General features: G+C 61.8%; 15 protein-coding genes. 9 read left to right on the top strand and 6 right to left on the bottom strand.

Annotated features, from left to right (window positions below):
- The first annotated feature begins 386 nt into the window (after window positions 1-386).
- Both Thiowin_RS19155 and Thiowin_RS19150 read left to right on the top strand, forming a co-directional pair.
- Window positions 387-1,211: a hypothetical protein gene (locus tag Thiowin_RS19155; protein ID WP_328984559.1), complete on the top strand. Its 825-nt coding sequence runs from the start codon at window positions 387-389 to the stop codon at window positions 1,209-1,211.
- A gap of 27 nt (window positions 1,212-1,238) precedes the next feature.
- Entirely contained in the window at window positions 1,239-3,005 is a 1,767-nt protein-coding gene (locus Thiowin_RS19150) for a sensor domain-containing diguanylate cyclase (protein WP_328984558.1), read from the top strand.
- Window positions 3,006-3,031: 26 nt separating this feature from the next.
- On the opposite strand, the gene Thiowin_RS19145 is transcribed toward Thiowin_RS19150, so the two are convergent.
- Both Thiowin_RS19145 and Thiowin_RS19140 read right to left on the bottom strand, forming a co-directional pair.
- Window positions 3,032-6,538, bottom strand: coding sequence for a DEAD/DEAH box helicase (locus Thiowin_RS19145; protein ID WP_328984557.1), 3,507 nt, complete (start codon window positions 6,536-6,538; stop codon window positions 3,032-3,034).
- Entirely contained in the window at window positions 6,535-8,355 is a 1,821-nt protein-coding gene (locus Thiowin_RS19140) for a hypothetical protein (RefSeq protein WP_328984556.1), read from the bottom strand. The genes Thiowin_RS19145 and Thiowin_RS19140 overlap by 4 nt, the downstream gene beginning before the upstream one ends.
- A 149-nt stretch (window positions 8,356-8,504) precedes the next feature.
- Here Thiowin_RS19140 and Thiowin_RS19135 point away from each other — a divergent pair, with 149 nt between their 5' ends.
- Together Thiowin_RS19135 and Thiowin_RS19130 are read left to right on the top strand one after the other, a co-directional pair.
- Window positions 8,505-9,062, top strand: coding sequence for a hypothetical protein (locus tag Thiowin_RS19135; RefSeq protein ID WP_328984555.1), 558 nt, complete (start codon window positions 8,505-8,507; stop codon window positions 9,060-9,062).
- 128 nt (window positions 9,063-9,190) lie between these two features.
- Window positions 9,191-12,502: an EAL domain-containing protein gene (locus Thiowin_RS19130; protein WP_328984554.1), complete on the top strand. Its 3,312-nt coding sequence runs from the start codon at window positions 9,191-9,193 to the stop codon at window positions 12,500-12,502.
- A 78-nt stretch (window positions 12,503-12,580) separates the two neighbouring features.
- On the opposite strand, the gene Thiowin_RS19125 is transcribed toward Thiowin_RS19130, so the two are convergent.
- The 4 genes from Thiowin_RS19125 to mnmG are packed head-to-tail and all read right to left on the bottom strand — an operon-like array spanning window position 12,581 to window position 17,001.
- On the bottom strand, window positions 12,581-13,516 hold the full coding sequence (locus Thiowin_RS19125; protein WP_328984553.1) for a ParB/RepB/Spo0J family partition protein: 936 nt from the start codon (window positions 13,514-13,516) through the stop codon (window positions 12,581-12,583).
- 17 nt (window positions 13,517-13,533) lie between these two features.
- Window positions 13,534-14,322 carry a ParA family protein gene (locus Thiowin_RS19120; RefSeq protein ID WP_328984552.1) on the bottom strand — a complete coding sequence of 263 codons (789 nt, stop codon included), beginning with the start codon at window positions 14,320-14,322 and terminating at the stop codon, window positions 13,534-13,536.
- A 13-nt stretch (window positions 14,323-14,335) separates the two neighbouring features.
- Window positions 14,336-15,007 carry a 16S rRNA (guanine(527)-N(7))-methyltransferase RsmG gene (gene rsmG / locus Thiowin_RS19115; protein ID WP_328984551.1) on the bottom strand — a complete coding sequence of 224 codons (672 nt, stop codon included), beginning with the start codon at window positions 15,005-15,007 and terminating at the stop codon, window positions 14,336-14,338.
- Window positions 15,007-17,001, bottom strand: coding sequence for a tRNA uridine-5-carboxymethylaminomethyl(34) synthesis enzyme MnmG (gene mnmG, locus Thiowin_RS19110; RefSeq protein ID WP_328984550.1), 1,995 nt, complete (start codon window positions 16,999-17,001; stop codon window positions 15,007-15,009). Before mnmG ends, rsmG begins: the two co-directional genes overlap by 1 nt.
- A 779-nt stretch (window positions 17,002-17,780) precedes the next feature.
- On the opposite strand from mnmG, the gene Thiowin_RS19105 reads away from it, so the two are divergent.
- From Thiowin_RS19105 to Thiowin_RS19085, 5 genes are all read left to right on the top strand, one after another.
- Entirely contained in the window at window positions 17,781-18,122 is a 342-nt protein-coding gene (locus Thiowin_RS19105; protein ID WP_328984549.1) for a helix-turn-helix domain-containing protein, read from the top strand.
- A gap of 105 nt (window positions 18,123-18,227) precedes the next feature.
- Window positions 18,228-18,620 (top strand): PilZ domain-containing protein, encoded by a 393-nt coding sequence (locus tag Thiowin_RS19100; RefSeq protein WP_328984548.1) that lies wholly within the window; start codon window positions 18,228-18,230, stop codon window positions 18,618-18,620.
- 67 nt (window positions 18,621-18,687) lie between these two features.
- Window positions 18,688-19,701, top strand: coding sequence for a zinc-binding dehydrogenase (locus Thiowin_RS19095; RefSeq protein WP_328984547.1), 1,014 nt, complete (start codon window positions 18,688-18,690; stop codon window positions 19,699-19,701).
- Window positions 19,702-19,747: 46 nt separating this feature from the next.
- A complete protein-coding gene (locus Thiowin_RS19090; protein ID WP_328984546.1) occupies window positions 19,748-20,317 on the top strand; it encodes a metallophosphoesterase family protein in 570 nt (189 codons plus the stop codon).
- Window positions 20,318-20,526: 209 nt separating this feature from the next.
- Window positions 20,527-21,264, top strand: coding sequence for an ATP-binding protein (locus tag Thiowin_RS19085; protein WP_328988126.1), 738 nt, complete (start codon window positions 20,527-20,529; stop codon window positions 21,262-21,264).
- The last annotated feature ends 149 nt before the right edge of the window (window positions 21,265-21,413 follow it).

The raw sequence follows: 21,413 nt of genomic DNA, 5'->3' as shown, positions 1-21,413 counted from the left end.
CAGCCTTAGGCTCACACGAAGGATCCATGGATGTGATAGCCCTATTACTGGTCACGACTCGCGACGAACTTGAATTTCTAGTTTACGAAAAAAAGAGTCCAAACTATTGAGTCAGTCGTATGAGCGTGATGACTATCCCTGACTGGAGCACCGAAGGCGTTCTGCCGCCGGTTGACTAGGACTTGAGATTACGCAGGAAACGGGCTGCTGGCCTTGCACCCCAATGTCGAATACCACACACGCGGCACTGAATGGTTCGTCGCTGCGCCAGCGGAAGACAGTATGCCGAGCAGTAATCGCGTTGCTGGAGACAAAACCGATGTCCGGTCTTTCGACTATAATGCCAGGCTTATTGGGTTGAAGCGCTGCCCGCGTGGCGAGTCTGGATGAACAGGCAACAGGCACCAGCACTGATTTTCGGCCTCCTGGTGGTCTTGGCCGCTGTCCTAACCAGTGTCCTTAGCGGTTCTGCGTTCGCCCGCGACTACCGTATCAACGTCGGTTATCTGCCCCTGTATGCCGAGACCAAGGATCGCGGCATCCTCATCGACGTGATCAAGGCCATGGGCGCGGAATACCCGGATGGCGACCTCCACATCGAGGTTTACCCCTTTGAACGCTCGATCCACAATGTGGCCCAGGGCCTGGCGGATTTGCATTTTCCCATTGTCGGTAGCGCCGACTGGGGTGCTGAAAATGATCCCTACGAGGACGAACTGCGGACACGCGGATTGCGACGCTCCACCTGTAGTTTGACCAAGAGCCATTTTCCGCTCTATCGGCATCGTGACCGTCCTCCGCTCGATCTGACCCGGCTCGCTGACTACCGCATCGAAACCGATGCTGGGCACAAACTTTTCTTTGAGTTCCCGATCCAAGGCACCACATGCCTGCCGTGCAGCGTCGAGAAACTCGCCGCTAAACGCATCGATGGCCTGGTCTTTGCTTCGCGCGAGATCGATTTGATGATCGAGCAAGCCGGTCTGACCGAGGTTACGCGGCAAGACTTCCGTATCTTTGGTTCCAAGTTCATTATGCCGAACACTGCCGAGGGCGATGCAACCGACGCCATGCTGTGCGCGGTGATCAGTCGCATGATCCGCTCGGGCACCCTGGAACGGGTGGCGCGTCCTTACAGCGCTTACTTTCTGCGCGAATACGGCGATCCCTATTTGCCAACGCGCAAGGATATCGAGAAGCTGTCCCCTTGACGCAGATTCAGACCGCGCGCTGCCAAGATGTTGTCCTTTTTCTTCTCACCACGCCGCTCACCGCTCGCGGTGCGCCTGCTGTTCACTATCCTGCTGACCAGCTCGCTGATTACCTGCCTGGCCGTCGCGGTGCAGCTCTACACCGAATATCGCGGTGACCTTGGACTCATTGAGCAACGCCTAGACCAAATTCAAGGGAGTTACAGCGACTCCATCGCCATCAGTGTCTGGAATTTCGACCGTAAACAGTTCAGCAGCCAGATCGAGGGCATCCTGCGTTTTCCCGATATCGTGTTTGCTGAAATTCGCGGCCAGGACGATGAGCTGATCCTCGCCGAAGGCCGCCGGCAAAAAACCCGCGTTATGCGCCGGGAGATCGCGCTGGTCACCACCGACTTTGGTCAGGCCGTCAAACCGGGGCGGCTGATTATTGTCGCCAGCCTGGATCAGGTTTACAACAATCTGTTCCAGCGCGGCCTGATTATCCTGGTGACCCAGGGCATCAAGACCTTCATCATCTCCATTGTCATCCTGTTGGCCTTTCACTGGATGGTGACCCGGCACCTGTACCAGATTGGCATCTACGCGCGTCAGATCGACCCGCTCTCCAGGCAGCGATTGCAGATTGAGCGCCGCCCTGGCAGCCACGATGAACTGGATTTCATTGTGCAAGCCATCAATGACATGCATGACAACATCCAACGCAGCTATCAGACCATCGCCGATCTCAACCAGGGTCTTGAGCACAAGGTCGAACAGCGCACCCGCGAACTCCAGGCTTCCACCACCAAGTTCCACTATCTGTTCCAGAACGCGCTGGAGTCGATCGGCATTTTCCAGGACGGTCGCTGTGTCGATCTCAATCACTCCGGGCTGGCGTTGTTCGGCTTCGCCACCCTTGACGAGGCGCTGGGTCTGCCGGCCACCGCCTTCGTCGCCCCGGAGTCGGTCGCCATGGTGCTCGACAAGCTCGCTCGTCAGGACACAACCCCCTATGAAACCTTGGGTATGAAACGCGACGGCAGTCAGTTCCCCATGTTGGTGAGAGGTCAGGACGCCGTCATCGATGGCAAGCCCACACGTATCACCTCCGCCATCGATCTGACGTTGATCAAGCTCACCGAGGAGGCGCTCAGACGTGCCAATCAGGAGTTGGAAAAAATCGCCCATACCGACCCCTTGACGGGCGCCTTTAATCGTCGCCATCTCGACGAAGTCGCCAGCCGCCTGGTGGCACAGGCCAGGCGCGAACATCAGGATGTCGCCGTTGCTATCATGGATCTTGATGATTTTAAGCTGATCAATGATAGATTCGGACACGATGTCGGTGATCGGGTGATCCGCGTTCTGGTCGATATCCTTCGCCAGCACACCAGACAGAGTGATCTGATCGTGCGCTTTGGTGGCGAGGAGTTCGTGCTGTTGTTGCCAGCGACCGAACTCGCCGGCGCCGAGCATGTGGCCGAGAAAATCCGCCACGATGTCGCTGGCAGCTCAGTTGCCGCCCCCTTGCGGTTTACTCTTAGTATCGGCGTCACCCTCGTCTCGCGCCGGGATGGGGACATCGCCGAGACCATCGCGCGTGCCGACCAGGCGCTATACCGAGCCAAGCGCGAGGGAAAAAATCGCCGATGTAGCGCACCTGTCTCCGATCCGCTCAGCCAAAAAAGCCCGTCCGATCACGAGCTGCATGGCCAGTGCGCTGAGCTAATCGAAGCGGCCTATGTTAATGATGCCCCACCCAAAGCGGCCCCCACATGCAGAGGCTTAAAGCCGGGAGCCCCCGGGGCTTGATGATGAAAACCAGCGGCCCGCGCCGCTCAGGCATGTTGCACCAGCGCCAGCATCTCGGCATAGCTCAGGCGGCTGCTGTCGTCGGTGCCTTCGAGCAGGGCGTCGGCGAGGTCGCGTTTGTTGGCGTGGAGCTTCAGGATGCGTTCCTCGATGCTGTCCTTGGCGACCAGGCGGTAGATGGTCACCGGGCGCTCCTGGCCGATGCGGTGGGCGCGATCCGATGCCTGGTCCTCGACTGCCGGGTTCCACCAGGGGTCCATGTGGATCACGTAGTCGGCCGCCGTGAGGTTCAGCCCCGAACCGCCGGCACGCAGGCTAATCAGGAACAGATCGCCGTCGCCGGCCTGGAAGGCGCTGACGGCCTCGCGGCGCTTGGCTTCGGGGGTGCTGCCGTCGAGGTATTGGTAGCGGATACCATGCTGGTCGAGGTGCTCGCGGATGATGGTCAGGTGATCGACGAACTGGCTGAACACCAGCGCCTTGTGGCGGTTTTCCAGCAGTTCCTCGACCATCTCGGCGAAGGCGTCGAGTTTGCTGCCGGGCAGCTGGCTGTCAGGTAGGGCAAGACGTGGATGGCAGCAGACCCGGCGCAGGCGCATGATCTCGGCGAGCAACTGCATGCGTTGCTTACCGGGATTACCGCTGGCCTCCGCAGTGGCGAGGCGGTCGATGGCTTCCTGACGCACGGCCTCGTAGAGCGCCTTTTCGCCGTCGCTCAATTCCACCGACAGGGTGATCTCGGTGCGTGGCGGCAGTTCGCTTAACACCTCGCTTTTCAGGCGCCTAAGGATAAAGGGCCGCAGCAACTGGCGCAGACGGGCGCGGGCGTCGCGGTCCTGGTGCTGTTCGATGGGGTTGGCGAAGCGCCGGTTGAAGGATTCGAGCGAGCCGAGCAAGCCTGGATTGATGAAGCGGAACAGGTTCCACAGCTCGCCGAGATGGTTCTCAATCGGCGTACCGGTGGTGATGATGCGAAAGGCGCCCTTGAGCTGCATCATGGCCTTGGAGCGCTGGGTGTTGGCGTTCTTGAAGGCTTGGGCCTCGTCGGCGACGATGGTCTGCCACGGCACTTCCGCCAGGCGTTCACCCTCGCTTTGCAGCAGGCCGTAGCTGACCACGATGAGATCGAAAGGCCCGGCCTGCGCCAGCATGGCGGCGCGATCACCGGGCCCGAAGCGCTTGGGAGTGAGCGTGGGGGCGAAGCGGCTGGCTTCATCCAGCCAGTTGCCGCACACCGAGGTGGGCGCCAGCACCAGGGTCGGTCCCTCGGGCGCGCGTGAGAGGATTAGCGCCAGTGCCTGCACGGTTTTGCCCAGGCCCATGTCATCGGCCAGACAGGCGCCGGCGCCCCAGTGCGCCAGGCGCGCCAGCCAGCGGTAGCCGTCGATCTGGTACTCGCGCAGCTCGGCTTGCAGGGTGGAGGGGATTTTCGGCTCCAACTCGCGTGCCTCGGTCAGCCGCGCCAGGCGTTGTTCCCAGTCTTTCGATTCCTCCACTTCCATGCCGTCGATCAGCTCGGCGATGGCTGGCGCGGCCAGCGGATGGAAGCGCCCGCCATCGGTCAGGCCGCGCAGTCCCTGCAGCCGTTTTTGCAGCGCCTCGCTGAGCGTCAGGAAGTCGCGCTCGCCCAGGCGCACGAAACGGCTGTCGGTCAGGGCGGCCAGCAACTCGCGCAGTTCCATGACCCGCCCGTCGGGCAGATGCAGGCCACCGCCGAGGTCGAGCCAGTCCTGCTGGCTGGTGACTTTGGCGCGCAGTTGCTTCAGGCCGGCGGCGGGGGTGAGGCCAATGCGCTTACCCTTCGGCCAGTCGAGCACCACGGCATCGCCGAGGGCGTGGAGTTCCTCGAGCGCGCTCAGGGCGGTTTCCGGGTCGGCGAGTTGCCAGCTCCAGGCGGCGCTGCCGGTTCTTTCGGCTTCCAGCGTCGGGCAGCGGGTAATGAGGTCGTTGGCGCCGCGGCGTTCGTCCTTGAGTTTGCGCGCGCAGCGCAGGGTGCGGCCGCCGATCTCGGCGAACAGATTGGCGCTGCCCTCGCCGGGGCGCAGTTGCGGCCCGCCGGCGTCGCCGAAGGGGTGCAGGAACACCTCCAGGCTCAGGCCATCCTCGACGGGTTTCAGGTGCAGGTGTGCGCGCGTGTCGGCCGGTACCGTCTCGGCTGCCTCGCTGCCGGCGACATCGCCGATATCCGAGTGGATGGTCAGCATGGGCGCCACGGCGGCCAGGCTTTTCAGCAGGCGTTTTTCCTGGCCCTTGGGTACGCTGAGTCCGTGATCACCCAGGATGGCGCCGATCTGTTTATGCTCGGGCAGGAATTCAATGACGCGCACCCGGCGCGCGCCCTCCTTGATGGCCAGCGCGCGAATAACGGCCCGCGGGAACGGCAGGATGGAGACCAGAATGTCATCACGGCACTTGGTCACTTTCATGGTTGGCGCGGCGCGGACCAGTTCGACCGGGGTGCTGTCATCGAGACTGGTGAACACCAGCGGATGACCCACGGCGGCGAGCAGGGCGCGTTCGGGATCCAGATCGTAGGTGGTATGACCGTAGTAGCCATAGCCCTCCTCGCGCACAATGCAGGCGATGATGGCTTTGTCCTGGGCGCTGAGATGCGGCATCTTTTCCCCTTCCTCGGCCAGGCGCTTGAGCGCGACCGCGCGGCCCCGGGTCCAAGCGCCGCCCTTGGTGCGCTTTTGTTCGCGCGGTTCCAGCGTGGTCCAGTTGTTGTGCAGGCCGAGCAGCCAGATGAGCCGGAGGTCCGCTTGGGCTTGGCTGTCCTGGCCGCCGCGCGGGCTGGCCTTGAGCCCTGAGAGTGCCTCCAGCGCCCGTTCCCAGCTCGGTTTGGGTTGCAGCAGCTCGGTGATGGTGACAAATCCGCGCGGCGCGGGATCAAGCGCCGGCATGGGGCAGTCGAAGTTAAAGGCCCTGAGCAGCGCGACGGCCTCCCTGGCGAACCAGGGTTGCTCGTGTGTGAGTGCTGTATCCGCCAGACGCGCCAGCGCGGCTTGGCAATTGACCGTGGGACGCTCGCCAAGCCAATGCAATGCCAGGTTCCTGAACAGCTGCGCCATCGGGTCTAGGGTGGTGGTGGTGTTGAGATAATAGCCTTCGGGGGACTGGCTTTGTCCTGCCAAGACATCGATGAGTTCGCCGAGCATGCGGTAGCCGGACTGAAGAAAGTCGAGCTCAGCACTGCGCAGCGCTATCTTGATCTGCGCGCGCGCCTGGATCATGTCCTCGGCGTTGCTCCGTTGCAACAGGCATAGCAGATGGAACACCCCGGCCAGATTTGGCAGCATGACATTGCGCTTGCGGCTCGCCTTGCGCACCGCCTGCATGGCGGCCTCGAAGTCGGCGAGCGCTTGGCTGTAGTCGCCGCGCAGGAAGTCGAGTACCCCTTTGGCGGTTAGTGCCTCATTGTCCGGCAACTTGGCGAGCAGCGGATCGAGCTGGCTGGTCGGGGTCTCAAGCAGCGCGAGCGCGGCATCGGGGTCACCCACGGCGGCGATTTGCAGGTCGATGAATTCCTTCATGGTTTGAGTTCGGGCAGCACCAGGTTGAGCTTTGCAAGCCCCTTGCGGAAGGCGGCGAGCTTCTTCTCCGGCACACAGATTAGCCGCTCCCCGGCGCGGTGGCACTGCGCGGCCGTGGCCGGATCGCTGCCGAGCAGATTGGCCAGGGCGGCATTGCGGCATTGAATCAGCCGCGCGGCACCGGCGTCGATCAGCGCCGTGGCGCGTTCATCCAGGCTCGCGAACCAGTCGGTCAGCTCCGGCGGCGGTTCGCCCTCAAGCGCGCCGAGCAGAAAGGCGCGGATGCGCTCGCGTTCCTCGGCATTGACGTTCTGGTTCAGAATGGCATCGGCGTCCAGGTGCCAATGTTTGGCTTTGTCCTCCCGGGCGATCTGCTCCAGCGCCAGTCGTTCGTCCGGCTCGGGTGGGCGCAGCAGGTGCAGGCTCAGGTCGGACGCGACGCTCAGCAGGGCGGAACGCTCGGGCAGACGCGGGTTGTACTCCTTGGTCAGCCCTAGACAGTAGGCGCCGAGGTCGTTCAGGCGCAGGTAGGTCAGCCCATCGTAGCGGCTGAGGAAGGAGAACTCATCCGTGCCCCAGAGCCCGTGATAGCCACCGCGGGCCTCGTAGGGCAGGGTATAGGCAATATCGATCAGGCCCAGGGTGGCCAGGTATTCGAACAGATAAACCAGGGTGTAGCGCGCCTCAAGGATCTCGAAGGCATCGCCGCCGTCATAGCCCAGGCTGCCGTAATTGGCGTCGCAAAAATACAGCTTCCATGGGTTGCCGGCGACCTCGAAGCGATGATGCTCGACTTTCATCAGGCGGAACAGATCATCCACCGCCACCCAGCGGCCGAGCGGACAGCCGGCGTGCAGCGCATCGGCGATGACCTCGCGTCGCTCCGCTGGCGGCGAGAGCTTGACCCCCTTGGCGGTCTGGCCTTTGATCAAATCCACCCGGCGTAGCTCATCCGGCGTGCCCTTGGTCTGCCAGCGCTCGAACAGCTGCTCGACCACCTCATGCAGGGGTTGGGACAGGGCTTTTTTGCCGCGCGGGGTCAGAGCCAGCTTGCCGCCATCGATTTTCGCCAGTCCTCCGGCCTGCAACAGCAGTGGCCAGGCGAAGGGGCGAATCGGGCGGATGGAGCCGCCGGCATAGCGCGGGCCCTCCTCGTCGTCCTCGGCGCTGTACCAGTCGCCCTCGAGCAGCAGGGCCTCGATGCGGCCGATGGTGGCGGCACTGGGCAAACCAGTCTTGGCGCCCACCGCCACCTTGCCCGCCGCCACCAGCCGCAGCACGGCGGGCAGTTCCAGGCGCACTCTGGGCTCGGTCTCGGCGCGACGCAGCCTAACATGGTCGTTTTTCGCGCCGCGATCGATGGTCTTCGGGAGTTGGTCATCGTCCAGGGTGTCGATGATCAGGGGCGCCGGTGGCGGAATCAGGGCCGCCAGACGGGTGGCGAGGTCTGGCGGGATGTGCCGGCCGAAGAATAGGATTTGGAGCGCGCTCGGCGCGGCCTTTGGCTCGGGTTCCGAACGCGGTCTAACGTAAGTGTGGCGGGAGCGGGTAAAGTGCCCTGGCAGACGACCGTACTTGGCCTTGAAGCCGACTCCGTCAAACCGGCCTTGCCAATTGTGCACCGCCTCGGCCACCGCGAGGCGTTCCAGGTCCTCAAGCCGTTCGACTGTCGTTGCCAGCCCATCGGAGAGCAAATGCCGGTTGATTGCCTCGACCATGTCGCCCTTACGGTAGAGGCCAGCGGCGTTGGGCAGATGGATGCGCAGGAGTTTGAGTTCGTTGACGGTGCAAGAGTTAAGAACTTCTTTAAGCGTCATGGTCGTATCGGGGGTGCTATCGGGTGGTTTCGTTTCTCTCGGTGCCGGGGTGTTACCCCGGCGGCTGCTGTGACAGCTGGCGAGAGGATGCTGTTGAGAGGATAAGTGGAGCCTCCGCGGACCCATGGCTGGAGCGAGCCTGGTCGCGGATGGCGGATTTTAAATCAGGCGCATTTCTGGAGTGCACGATGACCAGCGTATTAACTATTGTTCTTGGTGTCCTTCCTTGTCTGCTGGCGGCTTGCACGTCCGCGCTGGCAGCCGAGACTCACGCCTGCGATGTTCTCGGCAAGGCGCGGGTGGCCGAGGTCACTGGCCTCCAGGTAGAGGAGGTTGAGACCCAAGCGCCAAATCCGCTGGGGCAAAGCATCTGCTTTTTCAGCCTGCCCGATCAAGGCTTGAAGCCTCGTTTTGTTCAGCTGCAGCTCACCGACTCGGAGAACCCGGCGTTGAAGAGTAAGCAGATGACAGCCGAGGGGCTTTACAGCAACAATATGTCCTTCCTGGAAGGAGCCCGGGCGGTTGCGGGAATTGGAGACAAAGCCCTTTGGGGAGGTTCCGGGCTCACCTTGGGAGCCGGGCTGCATGTGCTACACGGAGATCTTTATTTTAGCATCATGGTGGCTTCCGGAAACCCGCAAACGAGCTTGGAGCAGGCCAGCATCCTAGCCAAGACGGTGATCAAAAATTTTGACTCCCGGCATTGAGCCTTAGATTCGCGGTAAGCCCAGGACTTGAACAAGTCGAGGTGAGTTTGGCGAAAGTTTCATCGAAATTTCCGGCGGCGAGCGCGGGGAATCCTAGGTTTTTGGGGATATAGGCAAGTAAGCACATAATGACGCATCCTATTCGTGTTGGCCTGATGCCGCCACTGACAGGTCTGGTCGAACTCTACGGGCCGGAGATTTCCTGGGCCGGACAAATTGCCGTGGCCGAAATCAACGAATCCGGCGGCCTGCTGGGGTGCGAGCTGAAGTTGATCATCGAAGACGATGGCAGCATGCCGGATACCGCGGTCGCGGCAGCCGAGCGCCTGATCGACACCCATTGCTGCGAGGTCATCATTGGCAACCTGCTCAGTAACTCACGCATCGCGGTGGCAGATCGGGTGGCCGCCCCGAGGCGGTTGCCCTATCTGAATTTTTCCTTCTACGAAGGCAGCATTTCCAACCGCTATTTCTTCCACTATGCCGCGCTACCCAATCAGCAGATCGCGCGCATGATCCCCTACATGGCCGAGCGTTTCGGCTCCAAGATGTTTTTTGCCGGCAACAACTATGAGTGGCCGCGCGGTTCAATCGACGCGGCCAAGCGTTCCCTGCGCGCGTTGGGCGGGGAAGTGGTTGGCGAGGTCTATTTGCCGCTTGGTTCACCGGCGGAGCCGCTGGAAGCCCTGCTCGAGGATGTGGCCTGCTCCGGCGCGGATGTGTTCGTGCCCTATTTCGCCGGCAGGGATCAGATTGAGTTGCTCAATCGCTTCGCCAAGCGCGGGCTGAAGCGCAAGATGGCGGTGGTGATGGGGCATTATGATGAAGCCATGGTGCGTTTCCTCGAGCCACAAGTGCGTGTTGGCCTCTACTCGAGTAACACCTATTTCATGGAGGTCAATACCAAAGTCAATCAGCGCTATCTGCAACGATTGCGCGCTCATTCGCAGGTCGATGATCTGTGGCCCGGCGGTCGTGGCGTGCTGACCAATTTTGGCGAGGGAACCTATTGCTGCGTGCGCGCCTATGCCCAGGCCGTCGAGCAGGCGGGTACCACCGAACCAGAGGCCGTGGTGGCGGCTCTGGAGCAGGGCGCGGTGGAGTCCTGTCAGGGTCTGGTGCGCATGGACCCACACAGCCATCATGCCGAGGTCAACAGCTATCTTGCTCGCTGCCGACTCAATGGCACTTTCGAGATCATCGAACGCTTCGGGCGCATCGCCCCGGAGATTCCGGCGCGCTATCGAGTGGAGCCGCGCAGAGGGCTGCACAGCGAAACGCAAGCACCGCTCAAACTGCAAGAATTACCAGCCGCCGGCAGCACCGGCACCATCGACGGCCTGTTTCGGCGCATTCTTGATCTTGCCGATGTCGCCGTGATCGCGACCGATGTCGAGGGTGTCATCCTGCAGGCCAACCTGGGCGCTTGCCGCATGTTCGGCTATCAGCCCGAGGAGTTCATCGGCCTGAGCGTCCATCTGCTGCTGCCGCCCCATCAGCGCCAACATCATGCGGCGGCGCTGCGCGAGTTCGAGCAAAGCGCCGCCCTGGAAATGCCCATGGGGCATCAAGGCGAAATATCAGGTTACCGCAAGGACGGGACGCCCTTTCCCGCCGAGGCGGCCATCAGCAAGTTCCGCGATGCCGAACGAACGGTTTTGGTCGCGACCTTGCGCGACATTACCGTCAAACGCCAAGCCGAGCAGGAACTGACCTGGCGCGCGACCCATGATCCGCTCACCCGGCTGCCCAATCGGGCGCTGATTCGCGAGCGGCTAGAGCATGCGCTGGAGCGCTCGGAGCGTAGCCGGCAGTGCATCGCGCTGCTGTTCATCGACCTCGATCATTTCAAGCTGATCAACGATACCTATGGCCATGATGCCGGTGATCGCCTGCTGATCAGAGTTGCCAATATTCTGCTCGAACATGTCCGCGCGGGTGACACGGTCGGGCGGCTGGGCGGTGACGAATTCGTGGTGCTGTGCGAGCAGGTCGAGCGCATCGAAAGCATTGAGCATCTGGCCGAGCGCATCAATGACGCCTTGCGCCTGCCCATTGCCCTGGAAGGGCGCGAGTTGGTCTGCACCGCGAGTATCGGGCTGACCCTGGGCCAGGGCGGGTCGAGCACGGTTGAGCAGATGCTGCGCGATGCCGATGCCGCCATGTACGTGAGCAAGGAGCAGGGACGCGATTCCTGGCGCCGCTTCTCCACCGACCTGACCGCGCAGGCGCGCAAGCGGCTGGATATCGTCAACGGGCTCCGCCAGGCTATTGAGCGCGAGGAACTGCACTTGGTGTTTCAGCCCATCCTGGCCACCCAGAGCGGTCGCATTCAGGGGGCCGAGGCGCTGCTGCGCTGGCAGTCGCCGGATGGCCCCGTCTCGCCGGCGGTTTTCATTCCCATCGCCGAGCAATCCGGCGCCATTTTGCCCATTGGGCGCTGGGTGTTCGAGCAGGCCTGCGCGACCCAGGCCCGACTGCACCAGCGTAATGACGGTCAGTCGCCTTATCTGTCGGTCAATCTCTCGACGGTGCAATTAAATGATGAGCGTATCGTGCGCGACTTTGCGGCCATCATCGAGCAGACCGGGGCCGATCCGAACGGCCTGGTGCTGGAGCTGACCGAGACCTCGCTGTTCGCGGATGTGGAGAAGAATCTGCGCGTCCTGCGCGCGCTGGCCGATCTTGGTCTGCGGGTGGCTGTCGATGATTTTGGCACTGGCTATTCGTCCCTGCTGCAACTGCTGCGGTTGCCGGTGTCCATGATCAAAATCGACCGCGAGTTCATCGATGGCATTGACAAACATGCCGATGCGCGCCTGATTGTGAGCGCCATCATTAAGATGGGAAAGGCGCTGAACAAAGGGTTGATCGCCGAAGGGGTAGAAAACGACGCCCAACTCTTTGAATTGCAAGCTCTGCGATGCCAGTGGGTGCAGGGGTTTCATCTCTACCGGCCGATGCCGGAGCAGGCGCTGTGCGAGGCGCTGACCCATGAGCGCGGCGCGGAGGCGGCCGAGGCGAAGCTTTACTATGTGGTCTATGTCAGCCGCGCGCGTGATGAGATGAGCGAGGCGCAGCTGAATGCCTTGCTTGAGGTTTCGCGCCGCAACAATCGCGAGATTGGTGTGACCGGGTTTTTAATCTACCAGGCGGGTTACTTCATGCAACTGCTCGAGGGGCAGCGTGACATCGTCGATACGCTGATGGAGCGCATTGCCAGCGATCCGCGCCACCAGAAACCCAGCGTGATCATTCGCGGCTATGCACACCGCCGGCTGTTCAACGACTGGTCGATGGGGTTTTGGAACATGGACTTCGCCCTTGCCGCGGACATTGATTTCATGGACTGGCAGAAGCGTACCCTCTCGCTGCTGGAGGCCAGTCAGGACGCGCGTTTTTGCTACGCCTTGTTCGAGGCGCTGAGTCGTACCAATTGATTAGGTGTTGGCCGCGTCAGGGGCTCTTGGCTGTGGTTGTGCCGCGTTGTCGCTAACCTGGGGGTGGCGATACCTCGCTTACTGGATATGCGCCAGAATGCCGTCGAGTTCGTCGAGGTTATTGTAGGCGATGACTAGCTTGCCAGCGCCGCTGCCACCGTGTTTGATTGCAACGCGGGCGCCAAGGCGGTTGGCGAGGTCGTCTTGCAAACTGCGGATGTTGGGGTCTAGCTGGGGTTTTTCTTTCTGGGCGTCGTCGTTTTCCTCGTTTTGCCAGCGGCGGACCAGTTTTTCGGTTTCGCGCACGGATAGACCGCGATTGACCACCTCGCGCGCGGCGTCGCTCTGGTTGCGGCCTTTCAGGCCGAGCAGGGCGCGGGCGTGGCCCATTTCCAGTTGGCGCTGATCCAGATAGGTCTTGGTATCGGCTTCCAGCTCAAGCAGACGCAGCAGGTTAGTAATGGTGGTGCGGGATTTGCCCACGGCCTCGGCTACCTGCTGGTGTGTGAGGTTGAATTCCTCGGCCAGGCGGTGAAGGGCGCTGGCTTCCTCAAGCGGGTGGAGGTCATCGCGCTGGATGTTTTCAATCAGGGCGATGGCCAGGGCGGTTTTCTCGTCAACCTCACGCACCACCACCGGAATCTTGGCCAGCCCGGCTTGTTGCGCCGCGCGCCATCGGCGCTCACCGGCGATGATCTCATAATCGCCGTCCTCGAGGCTGCGCACCACTATGGGCTGTAACACACCCTGTGAGGCAATGGAGTCGGCTAGCTCGCTCAGGCTGTCAGAATTGAACTCGCGTCGCGGTTGATAGCGGCCACGGCGGATACGCTCGACGCCGAGTTCAGTGATGACTTCATCCGCGCGCGCGGTGGTTGGGGAGTCGTGCGTCGGGTCGGAGGCGCCAGTGTTGCTTTGGTTGTTGCTTTGGTTGTTGCTTTGGCTGTCGCTCGCGGCGCTGCCGCCAAGCAAGGCGTCCAAGCCGCGGCCAAGACCTTTTCTTTTTGTGCTCATTCTTGGTTGTTCTATGCTCAGGCCGCGGCCGGCGCACGCTGGGCGCGGCCAAGCATCTCGCCGGCCAGGGCTTGGTAAGCAATGGAACCGCGCGAACTGGAATCGTACAGCAGCACCGGCAGGCCATGGCTGGGGGCCTCGGCCAGACGCACGTTGCGCGGGATGATGGTGGTGTAGACCTGCGCGCTGAAATGCTCAATCAACTGGGTGGAGACCTGATTGGCCAGGTTGTTGCGCGGATCATGCATGGTGCGCAAAATGCCCTCGATGGCCAGGCCGGGATTGCGGCTGTCCTGAATCTGGCGAATGGTGTCGAGCAGGGCTGATAGCCCCTCCAGGGCATAATACTCGCATTGTATCGGAATTAGCACGCCATGGGCGGCTACCAGGGCGTTCAGAGTGAGCATGTTCAGCGAGGGCGGGCAATCAATCAGAATCTGGTCGTAGTCACCAGCCACAGTGCTAATCACCGCGGCCAGGCTGCGTTCGCGCTCTTCAGTGTTCATCAGGCCGACTTCAGCCGCGGTCATGTCGCCATTCGATGGCAGGAGGTCGAAGCCGGGCGCCGGTTCTTCCACCCGGACGCGACAGGCGTTGAAGTCGGCGTCACTCAGCAGCAGATCGCAGCCGGTGAGTTCCAGGCTGTTTTTATCCACTCCACAGCCCATGGTGGCATTGCCTTGCGGGTCCATGTCGATCAGCAGCACGCGGCTTTTGAGCGACGCCAGCGAGGCGGCCAGATTCACGGCCGTGGTGGTTTTACCCACGCCGCCTTTTTGGTTAGCGATCGCGATGATTCTGGCCATAGGTTCAAGGGCTTCAGTCGATGCGGATCAAATGGCGCTCGCCAGGCACGAAGGGAACCTCAAGTCGGGTGACGCTTACCCGCGTGACGCTTGGGCCCTCACCGGTGGCACCCGCCGGGGGCCTGAGCGTGGCGATTTCATCATCCGGCCGGCGGCCTTTGTAGGCAAGCAGTGCCGCGCCCGGCTGGCGCAAATGGGCGCTGCCGCTCCACAGGGCTGCAAGCGGCGCGAGCGCACGAGCCGTTATGGTAGCGAATTTTTCCGCCGGCTGATATGACTCAAAGCGCGCTTGTATCACTGTGACGTTGGCAAGCTCCAGACTGGCGGCGGCCTGTCGCACAAAACGGGTTTTTTTGCCGATGCTGTCGAGCAGGACAAATTGCAGCTCCGGGCGCGCGATGGCCAGCGGAATGCCGGGCAGGCCGGCGCCCGTGCCCAGATCGAGCACCGGTGAGGCAACAAAGGCATCGACGGCGGCCAGGCTGTCGAGCAGGTGGTGGCCAATCATGTCCAGCGGATCGCGCACGGCGGTGAGGTTGAAGCGGCTGTTCCAGTGCGCGAGCAGATCAACGTAGTCCAGCAGGGCGTTGCGTTGGGCTTCGCTGAGGTTGGCGACGGGAGCGCCAAGACGCGCGCAGCCCTGATGCAGGCGATCGCTCAACGGTTGGCGCAGGGAGGCAAGCATCAGGCACTCTGGTACGCGCTGGGCGGGGCAGGGTCGGCTAGTTGTTGGTGCCCTGATTGATCCCTTGGGTTGCTCGCCTGGTCAGCGGCTTGACTGATCGACTGGATACGCTTTAAGTGAATCAGCAATAAAGATACGGCCGCTGGCGTCACACCCGGAATACGCGCCGCCTGGCCCAGGGTGGTTGGGCGTGTTTGCTTGAATTTTTCCAGCACCTCGGCGGAGAGTCCGCGCACCCGGTCGAAGTCGAAATCGAGCGGTAGTGGCGAATGTTCTTGGGCCAACTGGCGCTCGACCTCGGCGCGCTGGCGCTCCAGATAGCCTGCATACTTGGCTTGGATCTCGAGCTGCTCGCTGACCGCTGGGTCCACCGCGCCTGGGCTAATATCAGGACCAATGCCGGGAATCGCCATCAGGCGGGCATGGTCGATTTGGGGCCGGGCGAGCAACTCAAGCGCGCGCAGCTCGCGTTTCGGCGGCTCGCCGAGATACTCCGCCAGCGCCTCGGCCGCCGCGCTGCCGGGTCGCACCCAGGTCTCGTGCAGACGCTGCTGTTCGCGGGCGATGGCCTCGCGCTTGGTGGCGAAGGCTTTCCAGCGCGCCTCGTCCACCAGCCCCAGTTCGCGGCCGATCTCGGTCAGGCGCAGATCGGCATTGTCCTCGCGCAGCTGCAGCCGATACTCGGCGCGGCTGGTGAACATGCGATAGGGCTCGGTGGTGCCGCGGGTGATCAAGTCATCGATCATCACACCCAAATAGGCCTGATCGCGACGCGGGTACCAGGGTTCGAGCCCGCGCGCCTGGCGCGCGGCGTTCAGTCCGGCCAGCAGGCCCTGGGCGGCGGCTTCCTCGTAACCCGTGGTGCCATTGATCTGCCCGGCGAAGAACAGCCCGCGAATGGGCTTGGTCTCAAGCGAGGGCAGCAGGTCGCGCGGGTCGAAAAAGTCGTACTCAATGGCATAGCCGGGGCGGGTGATGTGCGCGCGCTCGAAACCCGGAATGGAGCGCACCAGCGCTTCCTGCACATCGTAGGGCAGGCTGGTGGAAATGCCGTTAGGGTAGATCTCATCGGTGTCGAGTCCCTCTGGCTCGACAAAAATCTGATGCGAGGCCTTATCGGCAAAACGAAAAATTTTATCCTCGATCGACGGGCAATAGCGTGGTCCTATGCCTTCGATCACGCCGCTGAACAGAGGCGAGCGGGAGATGCCTGCGCGAATGATCTCATGCGTGCGCTCTGTAGTGCGGGCAATGTGGCAACTGAGCTGGCGCGGATGGTCCGCCGCCGTGCCAAGATAGGAAAACACCGGTACAGGGATGTCACCGGGTTGCTCGGCAAGCTGGCTGAAGTCAATGCTGCGCGCGGCGATGCGCGGTGGGGTGCCGGTCTTGAGCCGCTCCACCCGCAGTGGTAAAGCGCGCAGGCGCTCGGCCAGAGCGAGTGCGGGCGGATCCCCGGCGCGCCCGCCCCGGTAGTTGCTTAGCCCGATGTGAATGCGTCCCCCGAGAAAGGTGCCGGCGGTGAGTACCACAGTGCGGGCGTGAAACTCCAAGCCCATCTGGGTGCGCACGCCGGTGACGCGCGCGCCGGCCCCATCACCATCGAGAAGAAGATCGTCCGCCGCCTGCTGAAACAGATCCAGCCCCGGCTGGTGCTCCAGCGCGCGGCGCACGACGGCTTTGTAGAGCATGCGATCAGCCTGGGCGCGGGTGGCGCGCACCGCCGGGCCCTTGCGGCTGTTGAGAATCCGAAACTGAATCCCGGCAACATCGGCCGCGCGCGCCATCAGTCCACCCAAGGCGTCGATCTCTTTGACCAGATGCCCCTTGCCGATGCCGCCGATGGCCGGGTTGCAGCTCATCTGTCCCAGTGTTTCGATATTGTGCGTCAGCAGCAGAGTGTGTGCGCCAAGACGAGCCGAGGCCAGTGCGGCCTCGGTGCCGGCGTGGCCGCCACCGATGACGATGACTTCATAGTCTAGTGTTGCCTGCATGGATGTTCTGTTCCTGCATGCCAGGTTTGTGCCATCACGGGCGAATCGCTGCAGTCTAGCCGAATGTGAGGCAGCGCGCCTGAGGAGCCGAAATGATCCATAACACCTCCTAGAAACAAAGGCATTGCAGGGTATTTCCGGGCCAAGACACATCTGTTTTCTGGTCCGTGGTCAGTCCGAACGGTGCAGCGGTCCTCGCCCCTGTTTCAGTCGATCTTCAAGCCGGTCTACTCCTATATCAAGTTTTGGCATCAAGTTTTGGCATCAAGTTTTGGCATCAAGTTCTGGCAGATGATCGGTGTTCGCGGGGCGAGAGAAGGTCATCGACGGGGCGTTAGAGACGCTGAAAGCATTTGACCTTGAGCGGCTGTTGGCCTGAGGCAGATCACTCTGCGCAACGGCTCACTGCGGCTATAACGGATGGGGTTATTGGGTTTTTTGGGGGGCTTCTTTGGGGAATAGTTTGGACCAACAAGCAGATTTCGCTAGAGCAACTTTGACAGAGAAATCGGCCAGTCAGACAACTTTTTCCCGAGGGCGCGCAACACCCCAGAAACTCTTGACCCTGCCATGCCAAGTTCCCCGATGGCGTTCATAATAGGTTCAGATTGCCTTGCCACTGATAGCGCTGGCAGGCATAGTACTCGCGTATGTTGCGAATCCAATATCGGGCGTGCGCCGCGCCATTGATGCTCGCCTCGCGCTGGCGTTGTAGCCTGCGCTTCGGTCTTGGATTTCGCCTCCAAATATGGATTTTTGCTTTCAGATAGCGATTTATCATGAATACGAAAGAGTTGAATAACGCGATTGGACAACGGCTCAGAGAGGCCCGGCAGGCGCAGGGTCTAAGCCTGGCGCAGCTGGCGGAGCGAACAGGCAACGAGCTGTCGAAGTCCCGTATCAGCAACTATGAGCAGGGTATCCGTCGCATGGGCATTGAGCAGGCGCGAACCTTGACGCAAGCGCTGGGGACAGTCTCTCCAGTTTATCTGCTGTGCCTGGATGACTCGGCACCCGAGTTGTCGCCGGAGGAGCAGCGCCTAATCGGCAATTTCCGTGCCGCGGACCCAACCGGGCGTCTGCGGGTGCTCGAAGCGGCCGAGGAAGCCAAGCAGGGATGATGCGCGCATGAGCCAAGCTCCCGGTTTTCCGCGTTCTGCCGCGGCGCCTTTTTCTAGTGGCGTTTCGCGCAATCCGATGGCTTGGTCTGTGCCGATCAGATGACCTTGGCCACTGACACTGATGGCAATCGGCGGCGCTTCCAGCGTATCGGCCTTGACCGCGAGGTTCGGGTCGAGGCGATGGATCAGGAGACCTGGTGTCGATTGGTCGACATTTCGCTTCGTGGTTTGCTGCTGGAGGCCTGTGGGAATTGGCGACCAGTGCTTGGGCAACTGGTCGATCTATCCGTGGTGCTTGACGAGCAGGGTAGCTGTCAGATTCAGGTCAAAGGCGAAGTCAGGCACCTGGATGCCAAACAGATTGGTGTCCATGTGCTGGAAATGGATTTGGATAGCGTGGCGCTGTTGCGGCGGTTAATCGAGGTGAATCTCGACGATGATTCGCGGCTCGATGTCGAATTGCAGGCCATGCTGGTCGAGCGCGAAACCAAAGACTGAAACGGCGGACTGAATCGACGGAAAGCAATCGATGCAGGTGCCCTCGGCAATAGGAGGATCCTAACCGATGAAAGCCATTGCCATGAATGAGCCGGGCGGCCCCGAGGTGCTTGCGCGGGCCGAGCTTGAGGATCTCCGGATCGAATCTCCGCACGCGGTCTTGGTGCGCGTGCAAGCCGCCGGGGTAAACCCGGTCGACACCAAGATCCGTAGCCGCGGTCCAATGCGTGCGACAACCGGGCTTACCGTGCTCGGTTGCGACGGTGCCGGCGTGGTTGAGGCCCAGGGGTCCGAGGTGACCCGGGTGCGGCCCGGTGACAGCGTCTGGTATTGCAGCGGCGGACTGGGCGGTGTGCGGGGCAATTATGCCGAGTTCAATCTGGTCGATGAGAGACTCATCCAGCCTCTGCCAGCGGGGCTGGACATCGACCAGGCTGGCGCGGCGCCTCTGGTACTGATCACCGCCTGGGAGTCCCTGCATGATCGCGCCGGTATCCGACCTGGTCAGCAAGTGCTGATTCACGGTGGCGCGGGTGGTGTTGGGCATGTTGCCATTCAGCTTGCGGTCGCCGCTGGTGCGCGCGTGGCCACCACAGTCAGCAGCGCCGAGAAGGCCGATTTTGTGCATCGGCTGGGTGCGGAATGCGCCATCAATTATCGCGAGGAGTCCCTGGTCGAGGCTATCTCCGACTGGACCCAGGGGCGCGGCGTGGATATTGCGTTGGATACCGTTGGACCTGACGTTTTCCGTCAGACCATCCCTGCCATGGCGCTCTATGGTGATCTGGTGACCATTCTCGATCCTGGTTCGGATCTGGATTCCAAACTGGACTTGGGCGAGGCGCGCCTGCGCAATCTGCGCATGAGTCTGGAACTCATGCTGACCCCGCAGCTGCGCGATATCGGCGATGCGCAAGCGCATCAGAGCTGGATTCTGAGCCAATGCGCGGAACTCATGGCGCGGGGGCAGTTAGATATCCATGTCAGTGAGTCTTTGCCGCTCGACCGGGCAGCCGAGGCCCACCGCCGACTCGAAGCGGGCGGGATGAGTGGCAAACTGGTGCTGCGCATCGACGCTTGAGGTTGCAGGGGCTCATATCCGGTGTGCCTTGTTTTGCCGGTGAATTGTGAGTGATCCACAGCCCTTGCCACCAAGTCTACGCGTGGCTCTGCTGGCTGATACCCATGGGCCAGCTGATCCACGCGTCCTCTCCACGGTGGCGGGTTGCGATATAGCGGTGCATGGCGGGGACATTGGTTCGGTGGCGGTGCTGGCGAGCCTTCAGCCCAGGCTAGGGCAAGTGTATGCGGTTCGCGGCAATAACGATGTTCATCGCACCTGGCCGGTTGAAGAGCAGGTCTTGCTTGAACGCATTCCCGAACGCGCCCAGGTGGAGTTGCCGGGTGGCCTGCTTGTGGTTGAGCACAGCCATCGCATGGCAGCGGCTGGGCGTCATGAGCGGTTGCGGCGGCGCTATCCGCAGGCACGCGTCATCGTCTACGGGCACAGTCACCGTCTGGTTGTGGACTGTGACAGCTTGCCTTGGGTACTGAACCCGGGCGCTGCTGGGCGTTCGCGCACCTACGGCGGGCCGTCCTGTTTGGTGCTAACAGCCAGTCTCGATAGCTGGGAGATCGAGGAATACCGTTTTGCGCTGCCACCACGAGCAAAAGTCCAGACAGCGACTGATTGCTGAACAACCGCTTGTCGGAACCACCTTGGTTTTTGGGTGAAACGACGGTCTAAAGCCAAGCGAGATTTGGAAACTGGGCTACACTTTTCATTATGGCTCCTCACACAGGAGTTCAAAACGCCCTGACCCAGGGTGCGCGCCCCAGGCGCCAGCAGGACAAGGCCGGCATCCGCCGGCCTTACTCTTTTGGCGAATGCGCTACACTGCCAGGCATGAGCAAAAGCCCGGATACCCCACCCAAGTCCCTGCTGCGCCTGGTCGGGCGCGCCATTGCCGACTACCGCATGATCCAGCCCGGGGATCGCGTGCTGGTGGCCGTCTCCGGCGGCAAGGATTCCCTGTCCTTGCTGCACATTTTGCGTCACTTGCAGCGGCGCGCGCCGGTGTCCTTTACGCTTGGCGTCATCACGGTCGACCCGCAAATTCCCGGCTTCGATCCCGAGTCGCTGGTGGAGTATTACAGCCGCCTTGGGCTTGACACCCTCTACGAGCGCCAGCCGATCATGGAGCAGGCGCGGGCGCACATGGATGGCGATTCTTTTTGCGCCTACTGCGCGCGCATGAAGCGCGGCATCATGTATCGGCTGTGTCGCGAGCATGGTTTTGGTGTGCTCGCGCTTGGGCAGCATCTCGATGATCTGGCCGAAAGCCTGATGATGTCCATATTTCACGGCGGGCAGTTGCGCACCATGAAAGCACACTATCGCATCGACGCTGGCGACCTGCGTGTCATCCGCCCGTTAGTCTATTGTCGCGAGCGTCAAACCCGCGCCTATGCCGAGGCCGCCGCGCTGCCGGTGGTGCCGGATTCCTGCCCGGCCTGTTTTGACAAGCCGACTCAGCGCGATTATTTCAAGGAGCTGCTCGCGCGTGAGGAGCAGGCCAATCCGCGCCTGTTTGGCAATCTGCTGAGTGCCATGCGGCCCTTGCTGACTGAAGGCGATGTGTGAATAAGCCGGCTATTAGGCTAGGCTCGCTCAGCAATGGCGGTTCAAGAACCCGTCCCGGAGAACGATACAGTGAGTAGGGCTGCTCACAATGAGGGAGATGACGAAAGCCGACATCCTTGTGACAGGGAGTCGCTTGCCGACAAGATAGG

The sequence above is a fragment of the Thiorhodovibrio winogradskyi genome, from assembly GCF_036208045.1.
Lineage (GTDB): Bacteria > Pseudomonadota > Gammaproteobacteria > Chromatiales > Chromatiaceae > Thiorhodovibrio > Thiorhodovibrio winogradskyi.
Note: the sequence above shows the minus strand (reverse complement) of the source record. Positions and strands in the feature narration are given on the sequence as shown.